The organism is Azospirillum oryzae, assembly GCF_008364795.1.
GTDB lineage: Bacteria > Pseudomonadota > Alphaproteobacteria > Azospirillales > Azospirillaceae > Azospirillum > Azospirillum oryzae.
The window spans coordinates 1,208,473-1,229,253 of the sequence record NZ_VTTM01000001.1 but is presented as its reverse complement, the minus strand read 5'-3'; the positions used below and the strand labels follow the sequence as shown (position 1 = coordinate 1,229,253).

The 20,781-nt window shown below is 68.9% G+C and carries 17 protein-coding genes; 11 read left to right on the top strand and 6 right to left on the bottom strand.

Annotated features, from left to right (window positions below; translation table 11 throughout):
• Positions 1–19 precede the first annotated feature (19 nt).
• Positions 20–988, bottom strand: coding sequence for a tripartite tricarboxylate transporter substrate binding protein (locus FZ938_RS05880; RefSeq protein WP_149197620.1), 969 nt, complete (start codon positions 986–988; stop codon positions 20–22).
• A gap of 674 nt (positions 989–1,662) precedes the next feature.
• Between FZ938_RS05880 and ykgO the strand changes: the two genes are divergently transcribed.
• From ykgO to FZ938_RS05835, 9 genes are all read left to right on the top strand, one after another.
• Complete coding sequence (gene ykgO / locus FZ938_RS05875; protein ID WP_012973122.1) at positions 1,663–1,788, top strand: type B 50S ribosomal protein L36; 126 nt, start codon at positions 1,663–1,665, stop codon at positions 1,786–1,788.
• A gap of 222 nt (positions 1,789–2,010) precedes the next feature.
• Entirely contained in the window at positions 2,011–3,498 is a 1,488-nt protein-coding gene (locus tag FZ938_RS05870) for an FAD-linked oxidase C-terminal domain-containing protein (protein ID WP_149197619.1), read from the top strand.
• A gap of 16 nt (positions 3,499–3,514) precedes the next feature.
• Positions 3,515–4,696, top strand: a complete 1,182-nt coding sequence (gene glcE / locus FZ938_RS05865; protein ID WP_149197618.1) for a glycolate oxidase subunit GlcE — start codon at positions 3,515–3,517, stop codon at positions 4,694–4,696.
• A gap of 17 nt (positions 4,697–4,713) precedes the next feature.
• A complete protein-coding gene (gene glcF, locus FZ938_RS05860) occupies positions 4,714–6,039 on the top strand; it encodes a glycolate oxidase subunit GlcF (RefSeq protein WP_149197617.1) in 1,326 nt (441 codons plus the stop codon).
• A gap of 218 nt (positions 6,040–6,257) precedes the next feature.
• Positions 6,258–6,965, top strand: a complete 708-nt coding sequence (pcsA, locus tag FZ938_RS05855; RefSeq protein ID WP_149197616.1) for a phosphatidylcholine synthase — start codon at positions 6,258–6,260, stop codon at positions 6,963–6,965.
• Positions 6,966–7,058: 93 nt separating this feature from the next.
• Positions 7,059–8,036 carry a cation diffusion facilitator family transporter gene (locus tag FZ938_RS05850; protein ID WP_149197615.1) on the top strand — a complete coding sequence of 326 codons (978 nt, stop codon included), beginning with the start codon at positions 7,059–7,061 and terminating at the stop codon, positions 8,034–8,036.
• Positions 8,036–8,791, top strand: a complete 756-nt coding sequence (locus FZ938_RS05845; protein ID WP_149197614.1) for a DUF72 domain-containing protein — start codon at positions 8,036–8,038, stop codon at positions 8,789–8,791. Before FZ938_RS05850 ends, FZ938_RS05845 begins: the two co-directional genes overlap by 1 nt.
• Positions 8,792–8,923: 132 nt before the next feature.
• A complete protein-coding gene (locus FZ938_RS05840) occupies positions 8,924–11,701 on the top strand; it encodes a DUF2339 domain-containing protein (RefSeq protein WP_149197613.1) in 2,778 nt (925 codons plus the stop codon).
• Between the two features lie 82 nt (positions 11,702–11,783).
• Positions 11,784–13,100, top strand: coding sequence for a hydroxyacid-oxoacid transhydrogenase (locus FZ938_RS05835; protein WP_149197612.1), 1,317 nt, complete (start codon positions 11,784–11,786; stop codon positions 13,098–13,100).
• Positions 13,101–13,109: 9 nt separating this feature from the next.
• Here FZ938_RS05835 and FZ938_RS05830 read toward each other — a convergent pair whose 3' ends face one another.
• Entirely contained in the window at positions 13,110–13,544 is a 435-nt protein-coding gene (locus FZ938_RS05830; protein ID WP_149197611.1) for a GFA family protein, read from the bottom strand.
• A gap of 214 nt (positions 13,545–13,758) precedes the next feature.
• Positions 13,759–15,555, bottom strand: a complete 1,797-nt coding sequence (locus FZ938_RS05825; RefSeq protein ID WP_149197610.1) for an acyl-CoA dehydrogenase — start codon at positions 15,553–15,555, stop codon at positions 13,759–13,761.
• Positions 15,556–15,760: 205 nt separating this feature from the next.
• Here FZ938_RS05825 and FZ938_RS05820 point away from each other — a divergent pair, with 205 nt between their 5' ends.
• Both FZ938_RS05820 and cobT read left to right on the top strand, forming a co-directional pair.
• Positions 15,761–16,807 (top strand): lysozyme family protein, encoded by a 1,047-nt coding sequence (locus FZ938_RS05820; RefSeq protein WP_149197609.1) that lies wholly within the window; start codon positions 15,761–15,763, stop codon positions 16,805–16,807.
• 125 nt (positions 16,808–16,932) lie between these two features.
• The gene (gene cobT, locus FZ938_RS05815; protein WP_149197608.1) at positions 16,933–17,958 is read left to right on the top strand and encodes a nicotinate-nucleotide--dimethylbenzimidazole phosphoribosyltransferase; all 1,026 of its coding nucleotides are present in this window, start codon (positions 16,933–16,935) and stop codon (positions 17,956–17,958) included.
• Positions 17,959–18,009: 51 nt separating this feature from the next.
• Here the strand turns inward: cobT and FZ938_RS05810 are convergent, their stop codons facing one another.
• The 3 genes from FZ938_RS05810 to dapD form a co-directional block, all read right to left on the bottom strand.
• Positions 18,010–18,579: a hypothetical protein gene (locus FZ938_RS05810; protein ID WP_149197607.1), complete on the bottom strand. Its 570-nt coding sequence runs from the start codon at positions 18,577–18,579 to the stop codon at positions 18,010–18,012.
• Positions 18,580–18,601: 22 nt separating this feature from the next.
• Positions 18,602–19,750 (bottom strand): succinyl-diaminopimelate desuccinylase, encoded by a 1,149-nt coding sequence (dapE, locus tag FZ938_RS05805; RefSeq protein WP_149197606.1) that lies wholly within the window; start codon positions 19,748–19,750, stop codon positions 18,602–18,604.
• A gap of 183 nt (positions 19,751–19,933) precedes the next feature.
• Positions 19,934–20,776, bottom strand: coding sequence for a 2,3,4,5-tetrahydropyridine-2,6-dicarboxylate N-succinyltransferase (gene dapD, locus FZ938_RS05800; protein WP_149197711.1), 843 nt, complete (start codon positions 20,774–20,776; stop codon positions 19,934–19,936).
• Positions 20,777–20,781 lie beyond the last annotated feature (5 nt).

The window sequence follows — 20,781 nt, the reverse complement described above, 5'->3', positions numbered from 1 at the left end:
GGCTGGTCCGGGGCGGCGCTCACCTCAGCCAGGGTGCGGTGGCCCACAGTTCGCGCAGGGCCTTGGTCGATTTGGTCAGTTCGGCGGCGTACTGGTCGGGAGGCAGCAGCCGAAGCTGCTGATACAGCTCCTTCATCCTGGCCTGGAAGTCCGGATCCTTGGCGGCGCCGGCCAGCGCATCGATCAGCTTTGTCCGCACGTCGGGCGGCAGGCCCCGCGGGGCGGCGATGCCGCGCATCGACGACATCAGCGTGGGGAAGCCCTGCTCCGCGAAGGTGGGAATGTCCGGCACCTGCTCCTGCCGCCGCTCGGTCATCACGCCCAGGATGCGGATCCGATCCTTCTTCTTGTACTCCATCGCCTCGCCGACATTCACGGCGCTCAGTATGATCTTCTTGTTGGCCAGCGCCACCTCGTTGGCGGCGGAGCCCTGGAAGGGCACATGGGTGAAGGTCACGCCGGCCTGACGCTGGAACATCAGCATCGCGAGATGGTCGTCTGACCCGATGCCGGTGGTGCCGACCGTCACGCTGTCGGGGTTGTGCCTGGCGAAGGCGGCGACGTCGGCCAGCGAGCGGAACGGGCTGTCCTGATGGACGGCGAAGGCGCCGGGATCGTCCACCAGATTGTAGAGCGGGTCGAGCCGGTCCAGCGAATAGCGGGCCTGGCGTTCGATCGGGATGGCGTTGACGTTGGGCGAGTTGATGGCGCCGATGGTGTAGCCGTCGGGAGCAGCGTCGGCGATGGCGGCGAAGCCGATCTCGCCGCCGGCGCCGGGCTTGTTCACCACCTCGATCCGGGCGCCGTTGCCCAGATGCCGTTCGAGAAAGGGCACCAGCGCACGGACCAGCAGGTCGGTGCCGCCGCCCGTGCCGAATGCGACGATCATCGTGACCGGCCTCTCCGGATAGGCCGCCCGGGCATGCGTCGCCGACAGGAACAGAGCGCCGGCCACGGATGCCAGGGTCAGAGCTTTCCAGAACGTCATGGTCCCCCCTTCGACGATGCGCTGCGCTGGCGGGCCGGAGGCGGCTTACCGGGCGGCAAGGAGCGGCATCCGGGCCGATTCGGCACAAAACGGCAGCCATTCCGGCGGGTTCGCTGTAATCGCGCATGGCGACCGTCCGGCTGCCGCGGAATATCTGGGATTGTTCCTAATTCAGCAAGAACAATCCTTCAATGCTGAAGCATATGGTTTCGCATCATCGCGTCAATACACCGCAGAAATTCGGGTATGATTGATGACAGGGACGGGATTGCCCAAATATGTACTGTAGATATCCCGCGCAAGTCAGAAGACTTTGCTTTGCCGTTCCTGGCGGCGGGAAGTCCAGAATCATCGGCGGACAGTCGTCTTCCACCGCCCGGCCGCCGACGACCCTTAACGCAGAGTTGCAGGCACCCGATATGCTTTGGCGCCTTGCGGCCGGAGTTTTCCCTTTATTCGGGAGGGCGATGAAATCTTTATCGGCCTGTGATGTGCGGCGCATTCATCGGTACTCGCGGTCGTCGCGCTGGATGGGCGGGCGGCGGCGGAACGGGCGGCGGCAGGCCGATGGAAAAGGACGGCATTTCGGGCCGTTCCCGGGCGTTGACAGTTGGTGGGCACCGCACTATGGTGCGCGCCTTCAATCGAGCCGCCGAGCGTTCAGGAACAGCATCATGAAAATCGTCAACTCCCTGAAGTCGATGAAGACGCGCCATAAGGCCTGCCGCGTGATCCGCCGCAAGGGCCGCGTCTACGTCATTAACAAGCAGAACCCCCGCTTCAAGGCCCGCCAGGGCTGATCGATCCGCAAGGGTCGATCGACTGCGAGGCCGGGCATCGCGCCCAGCCTCTCCGTCATCGGGTGTTTACGCAAGAGCCGCGCCTTCGGGTGCGGCTCTTGCGTTTTGGGGCTTCGGAATCGGGGCCTCCGGAATCGGGAACGGCATCGTCTTGTATTAGGATCGCGGCGGATGGTACGTGTGGCGGACGAGTTCGCCGCAACGGGATAAGGACCGCCCGCCATGAAGATGCCGGTGCCGGACAGCGGGATCATCGCCCGCCGCCGGGAGATCGTGGAGGCGCTGCGCGCCATCGTTCCCGGCGAAGGCGTGATCGTCGACGAGAACGAGCTGCGCGCCTATGAATGCGACGGCCTGACCGCCTTTCGCCAGTTGCCGATGGTCGCCGTTCTGCCCAGCACGGTGGAGCAGGTGTCGCAGGTCCTGAAGGCCTGCAAGGCGATGGGGGTGAAGGTGGTGCCGCGCGGCGCCGGCACCTCGCTGTCCGGCGGCGCCCTGCCGCTGGCCGACGGCGTGCTGCTGGGGATGGGCAAGTTCAAGCGCATCCTCGACATCGACTATGCCAACCGCTGCGTCACCGTGCAGCCGGGGGTGACCAATCTCGGCATATCCAACGCGGTCGCGCATGAGGGCTTCTATTATGCCCCCGATCCGTCCAGCCAGATCGCCTGCACCATCGGCGGCAACATCGCCGAGAATTCCGGCGGCGTTCACTGCCTGAAATACGGGCTGACCACCAACAATGTGCTGGGACTGGAGATGGTGCTGATCGATGGCACGATCATCCGGCTGGGCGGCAAGCATCTGGACGCCGGCGGCTATGACCTGATGGGAATCATCACCGGGTCGGAAGGGCTGCTGGGCGTGGTGACCGAGGTCACGGTGCGCATCCTGAAGAAGCCGGCGACCGCCCGCGCGGTTCTGCTGGGCTTCCCCAGCAGCGAGCAGGGCGGCGACTGCGTGGCCGCCATCATCGCCGCCGGCATCATCCCCGGCGGCATGGAGATGATGGACCGCCCCGCCATCCACGCGGCGGAGGCCTTCGTCCATGCCGGCTATCCGCTGGATGTCGAGGCGCTGCTGATCGTCGAGCTGGACGGCCCGGCGGCGGAGGTCGACCACCTGATCGACCGGGTGGAGGCCATCGCCCGTGACAAGGGCGCCTGCTACGCCCGCGTGTCCAAGAGCGAGGAGGAGCGGCTGGCCTTCTGGGCCGGGCGCAAGGCGGCCTTCCCGGCGGTGGGGCGGATCAGCCCCGACTATTACTGCATGGACGGCACCATCCCGCGCAAGGCGCTGCCGCTGGTGCTGCAACGGATGCAGGAGATGTCGGACCGCTGCGGCCTGCGCGTCGCCAACGTCTTCCATGCCGGCGACGGCAACCTGCACCCGCTGATCCTCTACGATGCCAACAAGCCGGGCGAGTTGGAGGCGGCGGAGGAGTTCGGCAACGACATCCTGCGCCTGTGCGTCGAGGTCGGCGGCGTGCTGACAGGCGAACATGGCGTGGGCGTCGAGAAGCGCGACCTGATGACCGACCAGTTCGACGAGGCCGATCTGCAGCAGCAACAGCGGCTGAAATGCGCCTTCGACCCCGACGGTCTGCTGAACCCCGGCAAGGTCTTCCCCACGCTGCACCGCTGTGCCGAGCTTGGCCGGCTGCATGTCCACCAGGGGGAGCTGCGCTTCCCCGAAATTCCGCGCTTCTGAGGGGCCGCTGTTCGCCATGACCATCACCACCTTGAAGCCGGAAACCACCGCGCAGGTGACCGACGCGGTGCGCTGGGCTCTGTCGGCCGGCGAACCGCTGGAGATCCTCGGCATCGGCAGCCGCCGCGGACTGGGCCGCCCGGTGCGGGCCGGCCACGCGCTCGACCTGTCCGGCCTGTCGGGCGTCATCGCCTATGAGCCGGAGGAACTGGTGCTGACCGCGCTGGCCGGCACGCCGATGGACAGCATCCGCGTCCTGCTGGCCGACCGTGGGCAGCATCTGGCCTTCGAGCCACCCGAAGGGGGAACCTTGGGCGGTCTGGTCGCCAGCGGGCTGGCCGGGCCACGCCGCATCTCTGCCGGATCGGCCCGCGACCACACGCTGGGCATCGCCGGGGTCAGCGGCCGGGCCGAGGCCTACAAGGGTGGCGGCAAGGTGGTGAAGAACGTCACCGGATACGATGTGCCCAAGCTGATGGCCGGCTCCTTCGGCACGCTGACCGCGCTGACCGAGATCACGGTGAAGGTTCTGCCGGCGCCGGAGGACACCGCGACTCTGCTGCTGTTCGGGCTGGACGACGCGGCGGCGGTGGCGATGCTCGACCGCGCGCTGCGCAGCCCCTACGAGGTGTCGGGCGCCGCCCATCTGCCGGCGGGGACCGCCGCGCGGTCGGGGGTGGCCGACGTGGCGGGAGCGGGCGGGGCGGTGACACTGGTGCGTCTGGAAGGCTTCGGCCCGTCGGTCGCCGCACGCGTCACCATGCTGCGCGAGGAGTTGCGGGCCGACGCCGTGCTGGGCCGCGACGAGTCGCTGGCGCTTTGGCGCGAGGTGAGGGACGGGGCGGGGTTGGGGGAGGGCGCCGGTGGCGACACCCACCTCTGGAAACTCTCCGTCCCCCCCTCCACCGGCCCCGCCACCGTCGAGACCATCCGCCGGACTCTCGACGTCGAGGTCTTCTATGATTGGGGCGGCGGGCTGGTCTGGCTGACCGCACCGCCCGACTCGGCAGCAACCATCCGCGCCGCTCTCTCCGCCGGCGGCCATGCCACGCTGGTGCAGGCGCCGGAAGCGGTGCGCGCGGCGACCGATGTGTTCCAGCCCTTGCCCGACCCGCTGATGGCGCTCAGCCGCCGGGTCAAGGAGAGCTTCGACCCCAAGGGCATCCTCAACCCCGGCCGCATGTATGCGGGGCTGTAACGGGAAGACCGATCTCGATGCAAACGAACTTCTCGCTGGCCCAGCTGGCCGATGCCGCGATCCGCGAATCGGACCAGATCCTGCGCAAATGCGTGCATTGCGGCTTCTGCACGGCGACCTGTCCGACCTACACCATCCTGGGTGACGAGCTGGACAGCCCGCGCGGCCGCATCTACCAGATCAAGGACATGCTGGAGAAGGGCGGTCCGCCGCCCGACACCACGGTCAAGCACATCGACCGCTGCCTGTCCTGCCTGTCCTGCATGACGACCTGCCCGTCGGGCGTCCATTACATGCATCTGGTCGATCACGCCCGCGCCCATATCGAGGCGACGCACAGCCGCCCGCCGGCCGACCGTGCGGTGCGCGACCTGCTGGCGCGGGTGCTGCCGAATCCGCGGCTGTTCCGGATGGCCCTGTTGGGCGCCTCGCTCGGCAGGCCGTTCCGCGTCATGCTGCCGAAACGGCTGTCCGCCATGCTGTCGCTGACCCCGGCCAGCGTCCCGGCGCCGAGCTACAGCGACCGGCCGGGCGTCCATCCGGCGGAAGGGCCGCGCAAGAAGCGCGTGGCGCTGCTGATCGGCTGTGCCCAGCAGGTGCTGGCGCCGCAGATCAACGAGGCGACCATCCGCCTGCTGACCCGCCATGGGGTCGAGGTGGTGGTGTCCAAGGGCGCCGACTGCTGCGGCGCCTTGACGCACCACATGGGCAAGGAGGACCTCGCCCACGCCGCCGCGAAGAAGACCATCGACGCCTGGACGAAGGAGATCGAGGGCGAAGGGCTCGATGCCATCGTCATCAACGCGTCCGGCTGCGGCACCAGCGTCAAGGACTACGGCCACATGTTCCGCGAGGACTCCGCCTATGCCGCCAAGGCGGCGCGGGTGGCGTCGCTGGCCCGGGATGTCACCGAACTGATGGACGAGATCGGGCTGGTGCGCCCGGTGGTGGAGACGGGGCAGGCGGTCGCCTACCATTCCGCCTGTTCGATGCAGCACGGCCAGCGCATCAAGGAACCGCCGCGCGCCCTGCTGCGTGCCGCCGGATTCCTGGTGAAGGAGATTCCCGACGCCCATCTCTGCTGCGGGTCGGCCGGCACCTACAACATGCTGCAGCCCGAACTGGCGGGGGAGCTGCGCGACCGCAAGGTCGCCGCCATCGAAAGCACGCAGGCCCAGGCGGTGGCGGCCGGCAATCTCGGCTGCATCACCCAGATCGCCGGCGGCACCGGCCTGCCGGTGGTCCATACGGTGGAGTTGCTGGACTGGGCGACCGGCGGCCCGCTGCCCGACGCGCTGGCCGGCCGCGCCGCCTTCCGGCAGGGCGCGGCGCGGGCGGCCTGAGAGGCGGAGCAAGGGGAGGCGGACGGAAGGCGGCGGGAACGGGCGGCAAGGCGGCCCGGGCGGTGGCATAGGCGGTGCCGGGGGTTCCGTACCCCCACAATTCTGTGTTTATCTGCGTTCATCTGTGTCAGAAAATCCGCCCGCTTCTCCGCCCATCCTCCCAGCCCCGCCCCGTTCAGGTCATCACCTTGTCCTTGCCACCCACGGAAAACGTCCCGATGAGCGCCGCCTACGGAATCACCCAACGCCTGTCGGCCTGGGGTGTTCACATCTTCACGGCCAGCGGCGCCGTGCTGGGATTGCTCGGTCTGCTGGCGGCGGCGGCGGGCGACGCCAAGCTGTGCCTGATGTGGCTGGGCATCGCGCTGGTCGTCGATGGGGTCGACGGCACGCTGGCCCGCCGGGTCTCGGTCAAGCAGGTGCTGCCGGGCATCGACGGGTCGGCGCTGGACCTCGTCATCGACTACCTGACCTATGTCGTGGTGCCGGCGGTGTTCATGCACCGCTTCGGGCTGCTGCCGGAGGGGCTGATCAGCATCGCGCTGGCCGCCTGGATCCTGCTGACCGCGCTCTATTGCTTCGCCAATGTCGGGATGAAGAGCGGCGACAATTATTTCGTCGGCTTCCCGGCGATCTGGAACGTGGTGGCGCTCTATTTCTGGCTGCTCGACCTCAGCCCCTGGTTCAACGCGGCGGTGGTGGTGGTGCTGGGGCTGCTGACCTTCACCACGGTCAAGTTCCTGCATCCCTTCCGCGTCAAGGCGCTGATGCCGCTGAACATCGCGGTCACCACGGTCTGGCTGCTCTGCTGCATCGCGCTGGTGGTGATATGGCCGGCGCGGCCGGGCTGGCTGTTCGGCCTGTGGCTGGCGACCTCGGTCTATTACGCCGCGGTCTGCGCCTGGCGGACTCTGCGCGGTCCCTGACGAAGGCCTAAAGGGAGTCGCGGGGGAACCGGGACGGCCGGCGGACGTTGCTTTTGCGCAGTCCGGCATCCGATCCAGCGAAGGGTTCCCGTTTTGGCCGAAGGCTCCACCAAGGTCGTGCTCGCAGCGCTCGGCGGCAACCTGATGATCGCGCTGACCAAGTTCGTCGCCAGCGCGATGACCGGCAGCGCCGCCATGTTCAGCGAGGCGATCCATTCCGTCGTCGACAGCGGCAACCAGCTTCTGCTGCTCTACGGCATCCGCCGCGCCCGCCGTCCGCCGACGCCGCAGCATCCTTTCGGCCATGGGCGCGAGGTGTATTTCTGGTCCTTCGTGGTCGCCGTGCTGCTGTTCGGCATCGGCGCCGGCCTGTCCGTCTATGACGGCTGGCACGCCCTGTCCAGCCCGGAGCCGGTGGAAAGCCCCTGGGTGAATTTCACTGTTCTGGGATTCGCCGTGCTGTTCGAAGGCATTTCCTGGTTCGTCGCGCTGCGCGAATTCCGCCGCACCCAGAACGGCGTCGGCATCCTGTCGGCGCTCCACCGGTCGAAGAACCCGTCGGTCTTCGTCGTGCTGCTGGAGGACACCGCGGCGCTGGTTGGCCTGTTGATAGCCGGCATCGGCCTGTATCTGGGCGAAGTGACTGGCGATCCCATCTACGACGCCTATGCCTCCATCGCCATCGGCGTCGTGCTGGCCATCGTCGCCGCGCTGCTGGCCTACGAGTCGAAAGGGCTGCTGATCGGCGAGTCGGCCGACCGCCGCATCGTCGACGGCATCCGCCGCATTGTCGGCGAGGAGGCGCGGGTGAAGCGCCCGCTCGACGTGCTGACCATGCATATGGGGCCGGACGACGTGCTGCTGAACCTGTCGGTGGAGTTCCAGGACAGCCTGAACGCCCGCGAGGTCGAGGACGCCGTCTGCACCCTGGAAAGCCGCATCCGCAAGCAATACCCGATCATCCGCCGCATCTTCGTGGAGGCCGAGTCGCTGCGCGCCCGCCGCGGCCGCCAGGGGAATGACGGAACCGCCCCGGTGGTCCAGGGGGGGCAGGGGCTTCCCGCCGAGTGATGGCGACGGCGCACCCGATCCGCATTGGCACCGCCGGCTGGAGCATCCCCAAGCTCTCGGCCCCAGCCTTCCCGGTCGAGGGCACCCATCTGGAACGCACCGCCCGCGTCATGCCGATGACGGAGGTGAACAGCAGCTTCTACCGCCCGCACAAGCCGGAGACCTGGGCGCGCTGGGCGGCCTCCACCCCGCTCGGCTTCCGTTTCGCGGTGAAGCTGCCCAAGGCGATCAGCCACGAAGCCCGTCTCGTCGGCGCGGAGGCGGCGCTGGACCGCTTCCTGGCGGAGGCGGGAATGCTGGGCGACCGTTTCGGTCCGCTGCTGGTGCAACTGCCGCCCAGCCTGCGGTTCGACCGTGGGATAGCGGAGGATTTCTTCGCGTTGCTGCGCGCCCGCTTCGACGGCGACGTGGTGTGCGAACCGCGCCACGCCTCCTGGTTCACCGACGCGGCCGAAGCTTTGCTGGTCGCCCACCGGGTCGCCCGCGTCGCCGCCGATCCCGCCCCGGTGGCGGGCGCCGGCGAGCCGGGCGGCTGGGAGGGCTTGCGCTATTGGCGGCTGCACGGGTCGCCGGTGATCTACCGCTCCGCCTACGAACCGGCGATGCTGGACGCGCTGGCCGGGAGGTTGTCGGCGGAGGCGGCGCTGCGGCCGGTCTGGTGCGTCTTCGACAACACCGCCGACTTCCACGCCGTCGACGACGCGCTGGCGACGATGGCGCGGCTGGGAATGGAACCGCCCCGCGCCCGGCGCTGAGAAACGCTCGATCATCGGCGGACTCTCCATTGGGATGAGCCTCCAGCACGACCGAGACAGTGCATTGTTGCAAGGCTATGCTGCGGCAAAACGCCCCCGATAGAGGGGCAACGTCGCGCAGGCGGTGCGGTCATGGAGTTCGTCGTTCTACTGCTGATCTTCGGCTTCATCACCCACCGGCTGGACCGGCGGTTGAAGGTCCAGGCGGCTGAAATCGCGTTGCTGCGCGGCAGGCTGGACAAGGCGCTGGCAGGCGCCCTGCCGATCGCCGCTACCGAGGCCGCAGCCGCCGAGGCGCCGGTCCCGGAGGTCGAAGCGCTTCCCGAAGAGGAAATCGGCGAGCCGGTCTTCGCGTCCGAAGCGGAAGAACCGGCGGCCCCTCCGCCACCTCAGCCCGCCGCACCGGCCCCTATACGGACGGGCTGGCGAGAGTTGGAGGAATCGCTTGCCTCGCGCTGGCTGATCTGGCTCGGCGGCGGCACCATGGCGCTGGCGGCGGCCTTCTTCATCAAGCTGTCGGTCGACCATGGCTGGCTCGGGCCGAGCGTCCGCGTCGCGCTCGGGCTGCTTGCCGGCTTCGGGCTGATGGTGGGGGGCGAGTGGCTGCGCCGCCGGCCGATGCAGCGCGCCGTCGCCGCCCTGCAGCCGGATTACGTGCCGCCGGCCCTGACCGCCGCCGGCCTGTTCACCGCCTTCATCAGCGTCTATGGCGGCTTCGCCCTGTTCGGCCTGTTCGCGCCGCTGGTCGCCTTCGCGCTGCTGGCCGCCCTGTCGCTGATCGGCATCGGGCTGTCGCTGCTGCAGGGGCCGCTCATCGCGGCGCTGGGGCTGCTGGCCGGCTATGTCTCTCCCCTGCTGGTGTCGACGGGCGATCCCGACGCCTGGGGCCTGTTCGCCTATCTGCTGGCGCTGAACGGGGCCGGGATGGCAGTCGTGCTGTATCGCGGCTGGCGCTGGCTCGGCTGGGGGGCGCTGACCGGTGCGTCGCTGTGGCCGCTGCTCTGGCTGATCGACCCCTGGCGCAGCGGCGACGCGCTGCCGACCGGCCTCTATCTGCTGCTGACCTCGGCGCTGTTCCTGGTGCCGGCGGTGCTGGGCGTGCCGGACCAGACGCCGCCCGAGCCGGCTCCCGCCACCGGCTGGCGCCGCGCGCTGCCCGACTGGATCCGGCGCAAGCAGCGCCACCCCGCCGACCGGCTGGCGATGATGGCGATGCGGGTGTTCGGCCTGCTGGTCGCCGCCGTCACCTGGATCGACGACCACGGCTCCGTGTCGCTGATCGCGCTCGGCCTGTTCGCCCTGCTGGCGATGGTCGCCGGCCGGCGGACGGAGCGGATCGCCGGCGTCGCCTGGATCGCCGCGCTGAGCGTGCTGGCGTCCCTGGCGCCCTGGAGCCTGCCCTATGTCCCCGCCGGCCCGCCGCCGCTGAACGCGGAGGGCCAGCCGCTGATCGTCATCGATCCCGCCGGCTATCCGGCGGCGGTCGCGCATTTCCTGTGGGTGGCGGGTGGATTTGCCGCCCTGTTCGGCATCGGCGGCTTCATCGCCCTGTGGGACGCGCGGCGGGCGGCCCTGTGGGCGTCGCTGTCGGCGTTGGTGCCGCTGGCCCTGCTGACGCTGGCCTATGCCGTGGTGGCGCCGCCGGAGACCGCCATCGGCTGGCCGGTCGCCGCCCTTGCGCTTGCCGCCCTGCTGGTCGGCGCCACCACGCCGCTGGCCCGCCACCGCCACCGGCCGGGCGCCTCGCTGGGGCTTGCCGCCTTCGCCGCCGGAGCCACCGGCGCCATCGCGCTGGGCGCCACCATGGTCTTGCAGGAGGCGTGGCTGACGGTCGCGTTGGCGATGCAGGTGCCGGTGCTGGCATGGCTGGAGCGGCAGCTGAATCTGCGCGAGCTGCGCGGCGTCACTTTGCTGGTCGCGGTCGCGGTGCTGGTGCGGCTGGCGGTCAATCCGTATGTGCTGGATTACGAAGGCTATGGCTGGATCGCCTACGGCTATGGCCTGCCGGCGCTGGGCTTCCTGGCGGCGGCGCGCTGGATGCGGTCTGCGCCGGATGGAAAGGGCGACGATCTGGTGGTGATGGTGCTGGAGGCCGGCGCCCTGATCTTCACCACCCTGATGCTGTCGCTGGGCATCCACCGCTGGATGTCCGGCAGCCTGGAGGAGGCGCCGTCGTCCCTGGCAGAGGTGGCGCTGCACACGCTGTCCTGGCTGGGCCTCGCCCTGCTGCTGGCGGCCGACCGGCGGTGGAGCGCACGGCCCGTCGCGGTGTGGGGCCGGCGCCTGCTGATGCTGCTGGCCGCCCTGAGCGCGGTCTTCCTGCATCTGATGGCGCTGAACCCGCTGTGGAACGACGAATGGGTCGGTACCTGGCCGGTGGCGAACCGGCTGCTGCTGGCCTATGGCGCGCCGGCCGTGCTGGGGCTGGTCTATCTGTGGTACGACCCGCCGCCGTCGCGGTCCTTGCGCAGCGCGGCGCCGGTTCTGCCGCTGCTGATGATCGCCACCAATCTGGCGTTGGAGATCCGCCGCGCCTTCCAGGGGCCGATCCTGTCCGGCTACGAGATGTCGGACGCCGAATGGTACAGCTATTCCGCCGGCTTCCTGCTGTTCGCGGTGGCGATGCTGGTGGTGGGCATCCGCTTCGGTTGGGGCTGGATGCGCCATGCCGGGCTTGCCCTCGTGCTGGCGGTGGTCGCCAAGGTGTTCCTCAGCGACATGTCGGACCTGGAGGGCATGTACCGCGTCGCCTCCTTCCTCGGCCTTGGCCTCAGTCTGGTCGGCACCGGCTGGCTCTATCAGCGGCTGTTGCGTCCACCCTCCACCGGCACGCCGTCGGAGCCGGAGCCGCCGCTCCCGCCCACCCAGGTGCTGCCCACGGAAGATCTGTTGGACCAACGGACTCATTGACAGGCCGGGCGCGGGACGCTCCCATACGGGCAAGGATGGGCCGGGGACAAACCCGGCCCGTGCAACCGGAGGAGCAGCACTCATGGCAAGCGACACGCACGGCAACGCCTATCCCATCCTGCCCGACGGCGAGGAGGGCTTCACCGTCGAGGCGGCGCGGATGAAGTTCGGCCCCGGCATGCTGGCCGAATTGGGTGGCGACGCGCTATCGCTGGGCATGACGCGGGTGGCGCTGTTCACCGACCCGAGGGTTGCCGCAACCGCGCCCTTCGCCATGGCGCTCGATGGGCTGAAGCGGGCCGGCGTCGATCCGGTGGTCTTCGACCGCTGCCGGGTGGAGCCGACCAGCGCGTCCTTCCTCGACGCCGCCGATTTCGCAAGGGAGGGTGGGTTCGACGGCTATGTCTCCATCGGCGGCGGATCGGTGATCGACACCGCCAAGGCGGCGAACCTCTACGCGACATATCCGGCCGACTTCCTCGCCTACGTCAACAAGCCGCTGGGGGAGGGCATCCCGGTCCCCGGCCCGGTCAAGCCGCACATCGCCTGCCCGACCACCTGCGGCACCGGCAGCGAGACCACCGGCGTCGCCATCTTCGACCATGTGGAAAAACAGGTGAAGACCGGCATCTCCTCGCGCTTCCTGCGACCGAGCCTTGCCGTCGTCGATCCGCGCACCATCGACAGCCTGCCGCCCGGCGCCATCGCCGCCACCGGCTTCGACGTGCTGACCCACGCCATCGAGAGCCACACCGCGCGCCCCTTCCGCTCCCGCCCGAAACCGGAGTCGCCGACGGCCCGCCCGCCCTACCAGGGCGCCAACCCGTGGTCGGACATCGGCAGCCTGCAGGCGATCCGCCTTGGGGGGCAATGGCTGGAACGGGCGGTCAACGATCCCGACTGTGCGGAAGCGCGCGACGCCCTGATGTTCGCGGCGACTCTGGCCGGTCTGGCCTTCGGCAATGCCGGCGTCCACATCCCGCACGCCATGTCCTATTCGGTGGCCGGGATGAACCACAGCTTCACCGCGACCGGCTACGAGACGGTCGACCCGATGGTGCCGCACGGCATCTCGGTGGTGCTGAACGCCCCCGCCGCCTTCCGCTTCACCGGCCCGGCGGCTCCCGAGGCCCATCTGCGCGCCGCCGAGGCACTGGGCGCCGACACGCGCGGCGCCTCGCCGGAGGACGGCGGCGAGTTGCTGGCGACGCGGCTGATTTCGATGATGCGCGCCACCGGCTTGCCGAACGGGTTGTCGGCGCTCGGCTATGGCGAGGCCGACATTCCGGGGCTGGTCAAGGGCGCCGCCGCCCAGCAACGCCTGCTGACCATCGCCCCGCGCCCGGTGTCGGAGGACGACCTGCGCGGGCTGTATGCGGACGCGATGCGTTATTGGTGAGCGGGGCCGCTATTCCGCCATCGTTTCGCCGGAGCCGCCGAACTCGGCTGGGAAGTCTTTCAACTTCGGCAGACCGTCCCGCATCGGCAGCACGGTCTCGGCATAGTTGACGTGAACGGCGGGGGTGAAGGTCAGGGTCGGCAGGGTCGCGGAGTAAACGTCCACGAGGCCGAGCGGCGGGTGATTGGTCATCAGATGCCCGCCGCACTTCGCGCAATACTGACGCTGGCTGAGCGGAGTCTTCTGGAAGGTCGCGAGATGTTCGGCGCCCGCAGTCACGCGCACCGCATCGGGCTTCCACAAGGTGAAGGCATTGACCGGCCCGCCGGACCAGGAGCGGCAGGACCGGCAATGGCAGTAACCCATGGCCTCCGGCAAGCCGGTGACCTCCAGCTCTACCGCGCCGCAGAAGCAGCTTCCCGTATGAGTCTCCGTGTTTGTCATGGCTTTCGACTTCATCTTTGTTGGCGGTGCGAACAATGAGACGCTACCACCGATAACAAGGATGTTCAGCCGGCCATTCGGGCCATGCTCATTCGATAGGAGATAATAAAGCTCTCCGAAAAATCGGGGGCTGTTGAGAGCCGATGGAAGGATAAGGGCGGGCGACGCTGAAAATGCCCCTCTCCCACTTGGAGAGAGGGGCTGAACACTTTGGTCAGAACTGCTCCTCGCTCAGCGCCATCACCGTGTTGCGGGCGCTTGCGATGGTCGGCAGCAGGGCGGGGGCGGTCGCCAGAACCTGCTCGGCGTAGAAGCGCGCGACGATCAGTTTGGTTTCCAGGAAGGAGGCGTTGGCGCCGGGCTGGCGCATGCCCTCCATCGCCTTCATCGCCGAGCGGGCGAGCATCCAGCCGCCGGCTACCATGCCCCACAGCTTCAGGTACGCCACCGCACCGGCGGCGGCCCCTTGCAGGTCGCCCTCGGCCTGGGTCGCGACCATCCAGTCGATGGCCTTGTCCAGCGCGTCCAGGCCGGCCGACAACTCGGTACGGATCACCGCCAGATCATCGCCGGGGGCGGACCCCAGCTCCTCCACCGTCGCCCGCATGTCGGCGACGAAGGCTCTCGCCGCCGCGCCCTTGTCGCGGCCGGTCTTGCGGAAGGTCAGGTCGTTGCCGTGGATGCCGTTGGTGCCCTCGTAGATCGGGGTGATGCGGGCGTCGCGGTAATGCTGGGCGGCGCCGGTCTCCTCGATGAAGCCCATGCCGCCATGGATCTGCACGCCGGTGGAGGCCACCTCACAGCCGATGTCGGTCGACCACGCCTTGACGATCGGGGTCAGCACATCGACCCGCGCGGTCGCGGCGGCGCGCACCGCCGGGTCCTCGTGGTGGCGGGAGATGTCCAGCTGCGTGCCGGCATAGAGCGCCAGCGCCCGCGCGGCCTCGGTCTTGGCGCGCATGTCCAGCAGCATGCGGCGCACGTCCGGATGCTTGATGATGGCGACGCCGGCCCCCTTGGGATCGGCCAGATCCTTGCTCTGCACGCGGGTCTTGGCGTAGTCGCGGGCCTGCTGATAGGCGCGCTCGGCGATCGCCACGCCCTGGATGCCGACGCCGAGACGGGCGTTGTTCATCATCGTGAACATGTATTCGATGCCGCGGTTCTCCTCGCCGACGAGGTAGCCGATGGCGCCCTCGTCGTCGCCATAGGCCATCACCGCGGTCGGGCTGGCCATGATGCCCAGCTTGTGCTCCAGGCTGGCGCAGCGCAGGTCGTTGCGCTCGCCCGGCGTGCCGTCGGGCTTGGGCAGGAATTTCGGCACGATGAACAGGCTGATGCCCTTGATGCCGGCCGGGGCGTCGGGCAGGCGGGCCAGCACCAGATGGACGATGTTCTCCGTCAGGTCATGCTCGCCATAGGTGATGAAGATCTTCTGGCCGGTGATGCGATAGCTGCCGTCGTCGGCCCGCACCGCCCTGGTCCGCACCGCGGCGAGGTCGCTGCCCGCCTGCGGTTCGGTCAGGTTCATCGTCCCGGTCCATTCGCCGGAGATCATCTTCGACAGATAGACCGCCTTCTGCTCGGCGCTCGCATGCTCGGTCAGCAGGTCCACCGCGCCCTGGGTCAGCAGCGGGCACAGGCCGAAGGACAGGTTGGCGGCCTGCCACATCTCGTTCACCGCGAAGGCGACGGTCCAGGGCAGGCCCTGGCCGCCATACTCGGGCTCGAAGGGCAGGCTGTTCCAGCCGGCTTCGGTGAACTGGCCATAGGCCTCCTTCCAGCCGGTGGCGGTGCGGACGACGCCGTTCTCCAGCTTCGCCCCTTCCTTGTCGCCCACCCGGTTCAGCGGGGCGAGCACGCCGGAGGCGAATTTGCCGGCCTCCTCCAGGATGGCGTCGACCAGATCGGGGGCGGCGCTGTCGCAGTGGGGCAGGGCGGCGATGGCGTCGAGGCCCACCACCTCGTTCAGGACGAAGCGCAGATCGTCGACCGGAGCGGTGTAGGTCATGGCGGGGCGAGTCTCCCAGGGAAAGATTGTTTGGTTTACCTATAGGTCAACATACAGCATCGGATGGCGCTTGGCGAGAGGGCGGGATGCCGCGTCGAGCAAGGCTAGGCCCGTCATGGGGTCTCATCAAGGCTCCACCCGACTGGCACGGCGTCTGCATAGGTAGGGCTGCCTCCCATCGGGGCCATCACACGGGGATCGACCCATGACCTATGCTTCCGCCCTCGGCAACCTCAGCAACGCAGCCACCCAGGCCGCAGGCGCCTCGCGCGGGCCGGCAAATGTGGAGGCCGCCGTGCGCAATGCCAGCGCGAAGACGGGGGTCGATTTTTCCTACCTCATGGAAAAAGCTGCCGTGGAGAGCGGGTACCGCACGGACATAAAGTCCTCCTCCTCCTCGGCGACCGGGCTCTACCAGTTCATCGACAGCACCTGGCTGCAGACGATGAAGGAGCATGGCGCCGACCATGGCTATGGCAAATACGCCAGCGCCATCCAGACCCGCGGCGACGGCCGGCCCTATGTCGCCGATCCGGAGATGAAGAAGGAAATTCTGGAACTGCGCAAGGACCCGACCGCGTCGGCCCTGATGGCCGCGGAATACACCCGCGACAACAAGGAGTATCTGGAGGAGACGGTGGACGGCAAGATCGGCTCGACCGAGCTGTATCTGGCGCATTTCCTAGGGGCCGGCGGCGCGTCGAAGTTCCTGAACGCGATGCAGGAGAACCCCGGCCGCACCGCCCGCGACGTCTTCCCCGATGCGGCGGCGGCCAACAAGAACGTCTTCTACGACAAGGCCACCGGCAAGGCGAAGTCGCTGAAGGAGATCTACGACCGCTTCGCCACCAAATTCTCCGAGAACCCGCTGGCCAACTTCGCCCCGGCCCAGGTGGTGAACGACGCGGTGCGCAAGCAGGACATGCCGGACGGCTTCACCACCCAGGTGCCGATGGCGCCTGCCAAGTCGCTGAACGGCACGCCGCTGTCGATCTATCAGGTGCTGGCGCTGAACGCGCTGGAGACGCCGGACGAGGTCGACAGCGTCAGCGGCCGGCCGGCCCGCCTGCGCGACAAGGAGCATCGCCGCATGCGTGACGAGCCGGTACGGACCGACCAGACCGCCGGAAACGGCGTCGCCGTGGGCTTCGGGCTGGGGCTTGGCCGGATCGTCGGGTCCGAATCGGCGACGCCGGTCGCCTCGGCCACCGCGGGCGCCGCCGGGACCGACGGGGTCGCCAAGGCGGCGTGACCGGGGCGACAAGTCCGCGGGCCGGGCGGGGTGGGGTCAAAATGCCCTACGCTGGCGCTTTGACTTGACGGCCGGATGGGTGCAAGGTCGCGCCGTTTTTTGGCGCTCACCCCTCAGGACCGATCATGAGCAACCAGCAGCCCGCCGTCACCTTCGAGGAAATCCGCGCGCTCGTGCGCAACCTGCCCGGCCCCGACCTGGAGGCCGGCACCGCGGCCCTCCAGCGCGAACGGCAGCTGACCAAGCCGGCAGGCTCGCTCGGCAGGCTGGAGGAGATCGCGCAGTGGATGGCGACCTGGCAGGGCCAGCACCCGGCCGAGGCCCGCCGTCCGCGTGTCGCCGTCTTCGCCGGCAACCACGGCGTCGCCGCCCGCGGCGTCTCGGCCTATCCGGCCGAGGTGACGGTGCAGATGGTCGCCAACTTCCAGAATGGCGGGGCCGCGGTCAACCAGCTCTGCGAGGTGGCCGACGCCGACCTCCGCGTCTACGAACTGGACCTGGACAACCCCACCGCCGACTTCACCCAGGGCCCGGCCATGGGTGAGGAGGAATGCTGCCGCACCATGGCCTACGGCATGATGGCGGTGGAGATGGGCGTCCAGCTGCTGTCGCTGGGCGAGATGGGCATCGCCAACTCGACCTCGGCGGCGGCGCTCTGCCTCGCCCTGTTCGGCGGCGAGGCGGCCGACTGGACCGGCCGCGGCACCGGCATCGACGACGAGGGCCTCGCCCGCAAGATCGCCGCGGTGGAGGCCGGCGTCGCCGCCAACCCGCAGGCCAAGGACGACCCGTTCGAGGCGTTGCGCTGTCTGGGCGGTTACGAGTTCGCCGCCATCGCCGGCGCCATCCTGGCCGCCCGCGTCGCCCGCGTTCCGGTGCTGCTCGACGGCTTCGCCTGCACCGCCGCCGCCGCCGTGCTCTACAAGGCCGACCGCCGCGCGCTCGACCACTGCATGGTCGCCCACCGCTCGGTCGAGCCGGGGCACACCCGCCTGATGCAGGCCATCGGCAAGGAGCCGCTGCTCGATCTCGGCATGCGCCTGGGCGAGGGCTCCGGTGCTGCGCTGGCGATCAACATCGTGAAGTCGGCCGTCGCCTGCCACGCCGGCATGGCGACCTTCGCCGAGGCGGGCGTCAGCACGCAGGGCTGACGATGACTGAGGGATGCCGTGAGGGCGGACCGCGCCCTCACAGCATCCCGATCACAACATCCCGTCCGCCAGATCGCTGATCGCCGCCGACAGGAACAGGTCCAGCATCACCAGCGCCGCCGCCGCCAGCCCCGGCAGAGACAGGGCCGTGCGCAGGACGAACCACTGGTAGGTCAGCAACGCCATCATCACGCCGAAGACCAGCGCTTCGGACACGCCCGACGGCAGCAGGCCGGTGGCAGACAGCACGATGGTCGGCAGGTAGATCGCCATCTGCACAACCGCCGACCAGTTGTAGGCGGTCAGCGCGCCGGGATAGAGCTGCTCCTTGCCCATCAGCGAGGCGATGCGGAACAGGGCCAGCGGGAAGGCGGTCCAGCTGACGACGTAGGCGATGCCCTCCACCGTCACCAGTTGCAGGATCGGCGTGCCGTCCAGTTGGTCCCACAGTCGGATCGCCAGCAGCAAGGCATAGGCCGGCAGAACCACCAGCGCGGCGTAGAAGGAGTTCACCGCGCCGTCCGGCGTGCGGTCGAAGAACTCCATCCCCGTCCGGTCGAAGCGGGCCAGCCGCCAGGCGCCGGTCAGGGCGGACAGGATGGCGGGGGTGGTCAGCGGCATCGTGGCGTCCCGGTTGGAGTCCTCACCCGGCGAGGCGCGTGAACACGCCCTTCAGGATGGACTCGTAGATGGCGGTCAGCTGGCGCAGATCCTCCACCGAACAATATTCGTCGACCTTGTGCATGGTCTGGCCGACCAGCCCGAATTCCACCACCGGGCAGACATTCTTGATGAAGCGGGCGTCCGACGTGCCGCCGGTGGTCGAATATTCCGGCCGGCGCCCGGTCACCCCCTCCACCGCCTCCGCCACCAACTCGGTCAGCGGGCCGGGCGGAGTGACGAAGCTGTCGCCCGAGCAGTAGACCTCAAGCTCATAGGCGCCGCCGACGGCGTCGAAGGTGCGGCGCAGCCACGCCTCGATGCCGGCCGGGGTGTGGGCGTCGTTGAAGCGGATGTTGAAGGTCGCCTTTCCCTGCGCCGGGATGACGTTGGTCGCCTTGTTGCCGACGTCGATGGTGGTCAGCGCCAGGGTGGAGGGCTGGAAATGCGCCGTGCCCTCGTCCATCGGATGCTCGGTGATGGCGGCCAGCATACGGACCAGCCGCGGCAGCGGGTTGTCGGCCAGATGCGGATAGGCGACGTGGCCCTGCGCGCCGAACACGGTCAGGAAGCCGCTCAGGCTGCCGCGCCGGCCGATCTTGATCATGTCGCCCAGCGCCTTGGGGTTGGTCGGCTCCCCCACCACGCAGGCGTCGATGCGCTCGCCGCGCTCGGCCAGCCAGTCCAGAACCTTGCGGGTGCCGTTGATCGCCACCCCTTCCTCGTCGCCGGTGATCAGCAGGCTGATCGAGCCGGCGGGCGGCCCGTCCTGCAGCCGGCGCGACACGGCGGCGACGAAGGCGGCGATGGCGCCCTTCATGTCCACCGCACCGCGGCCGAACAGGCGCCCGCCCATCACCTCGCCGGCGAAGGGATCGACCGTCCAGCCCTTGTCGCCCGGCGGCACCACGTCGGTGTGGCCGGCGAAGCAGAAGTTGGGTCCCTCGGTGCCGAGCCGGGCATAGAGGTTCTCCACCGGCTCCGTCCCCTCCTGCTGGAAGCGCAGGCGGTGGCAGGTGAAGCCCATCGGCGTCAGCGCCGCCTCCAGCACGCCCAATGCGCCGTCGTCGCGCGGCGTGACGCTGGGGCAGCGGATCAGGTCCTGGGCAAGGGCGACGGGGTCGAGGGTCATGCGGTATCCGGTTCGCAAGTCATGGTCCCTCTCCCGTCCCGGGAGAGGGAAGGGGCCCAAGCGCCGCTTGGGAAGGGTGAGGGGTAATCCAAGGATCAGAAATACATGTCCGCAATGCCCCTCACCCTCCCGCCTCCGGCGGGTCCCTCCCTCTCCCGGGGCGGGAGAGGGCTTAGTGGAGGATCAATCCCGCAGCAGGTCGTTGATCGCCGTCTTCGACCGGGTCTTCTCGTCGACGCGCTTGATGATGACGCAGCAGTACAGGCTCGGACCCGGGGTACCGTCGGGCAGCGGCTTGCCGGGCAGCGAGCCGGGGACGACGACCGAATAGGCCGGGACGCGGCCCATGAAGACCTCGCCGGTGTGGCGGTCGATGATCTTGGTCGAGGCGCCGATGTAGCAGCCCATGGAGATGACGGCGCCTTCCTCGACGATCACACCCTCGACGATTTCCGAACGGGCGCCGATGAAGCAGTTGTCCTCGATGATGACCGGGTCGGCCTGCAGCGGTTCCAGCACGCCGCCGATGCCGACGCCGCCCGACAGGTGGACGTTCTTGCCGATCTGGGCGCAGGAGCCGACGGTGACCCAGGTGTCGACCATGGTGCCGCTGTCGACATAGGCGCCGACATTGACGAAGCTGGGCATCAGGATGACGCCGGGGGCGACATAGGACGACTTGCGGGCGATGGCGCCGGGCAGGGCGCGGAAGCCGGCGTTCTGGAACTGGCCTTCGGTCCAGCCTTCGAACTTCGGCGGCACCTTGTCGTACCAGGACGAGCCGCCGGGGCCGCCGGGGATCATCTCGTTGGCGTTCAGGCGGAAGGACAGCAGAACCGCCTTCTTCAGCCACTGGTTGACTTTCCAGCCGTCCGGGGTCTTCTCCGCGACGCGCAGGTCGCCGGCATCGAGCGCATCCAGCGCCGCGTTCACGGCGTCGCGGACGGGGCCGGTGGTGGCGGTGGTGAGATCGGCGCGGTTTTCCCAGGCGTCGTCGATGGTGGCTTGCAGGCTGGCGTGGCTCATGGCGC

Excerpts from the sequence above, each read along its gene's own strand:
- ykgO (WP_012973122.1), top strand. The coding sequence starts at position 1,663 with ATGAAAATCGTCAACTCCCTGAAGTCGATGAAGACGCGCCATAAGGCC.
- FZ938_RS05825 (WP_149197610.1), bottom strand. The coding sequence starts at position 15,555 with ATGACCTACACCGCTCCGGTCGACGATCTGCGCTTCGTCCTGAACGAG.
- FZ938_RS05870 (WP_149197619.1), top strand. The coding sequence starts at position 2,011 with ATGAAGATGCCGGTGCCGGACAGCGGGATCATCGCCCGCCGCCGGGAG.
- pcsA (WP_149197616.1), top strand. The coding sequence starts at position 6,258 with ATGAGCGCCGCCTACGGAATCACCCAACGCCTGTCGGCCTGGGGTGTT.
- FZ938_RS05845 (WP_149197614.1), top strand. The coding sequence starts at position 8,036 with ATGGCGACGGCGCACCCGATCCGCATTGGCACCGCCGGCTGGAGCATC.
- FZ938_RS05830 (WP_149197611.1), bottom strand. The coding sequence starts at position 13,544 with ATGACAAACACGGAGACTCATACGGGAAGCTGCTTCTGCGGCGCGGTA.
- FZ938_RS05840 (WP_149197613.1), top strand. The coding sequence starts at position 8,924 with ATGGAGTTCGTCGTTCTACTGCTGATCTTCGGCTTCATCACCCACCGG.
- FZ938_RS05810 (WP_149197607.1), bottom strand. The coding sequence starts at position 18,579 with ATGCCGCTGACCACCCCCGCCATCCTGTCCGCCCTGACCGGCGCCTGG.
- FZ938_RS05820 (WP_149197609.1), top strand. The coding sequence starts at position 15,761 with ATGACCTATGCTTCCGCCCTCGGCAACCTCAGCAACGCAGCCACCCAG.
- FZ938_RS05835 (WP_149197612.1), top strand. The coding sequence starts at position 11,784 with ATGGCAAGCGACACGCACGGCAACGCCTATCCCATCCTGCCCGACGGC.
- glcE (WP_149197618.1), top strand. The coding sequence starts at position 3,515 with ATGACCATCACCACCTTGAAGCCGGAAACCACCGCGCAGGTGACCGAC.
- glcF (WP_149197617.1), top strand. The coding sequence starts at position 4,714 with ATGCAAACGAACTTCTCGCTGGCCCAGCTGGCCGATGCCGCGATCCGC.
- dapE (WP_149197606.1), bottom strand. The coding sequence starts at position 19,750 with ATGACCCTCGACCCCGTCGCCCTTGCCCAGGACCTGATCCGCTGCCCC.
- dapD (WP_149197711.1), bottom strand. The coding sequence starts at position 20,776 with ATGAGCCACGCCAGCCTGCAAGCCACCATCGACGACGCCTGGGAAAAC.
- FZ938_RS05880 (WP_149197620.1), bottom strand. The coding sequence starts at position 988 with ATGACGTTCTGGAAAGCTCTGACCCTGGCATCCGTGGCCGGCGCTCTG.
- cobT (WP_149197608.1), top strand. The coding sequence starts at position 16,933 with ATGAGCAACCAGCAGCCCGCCGTCACCTTCGAGGAAATCCGCGCGCTC.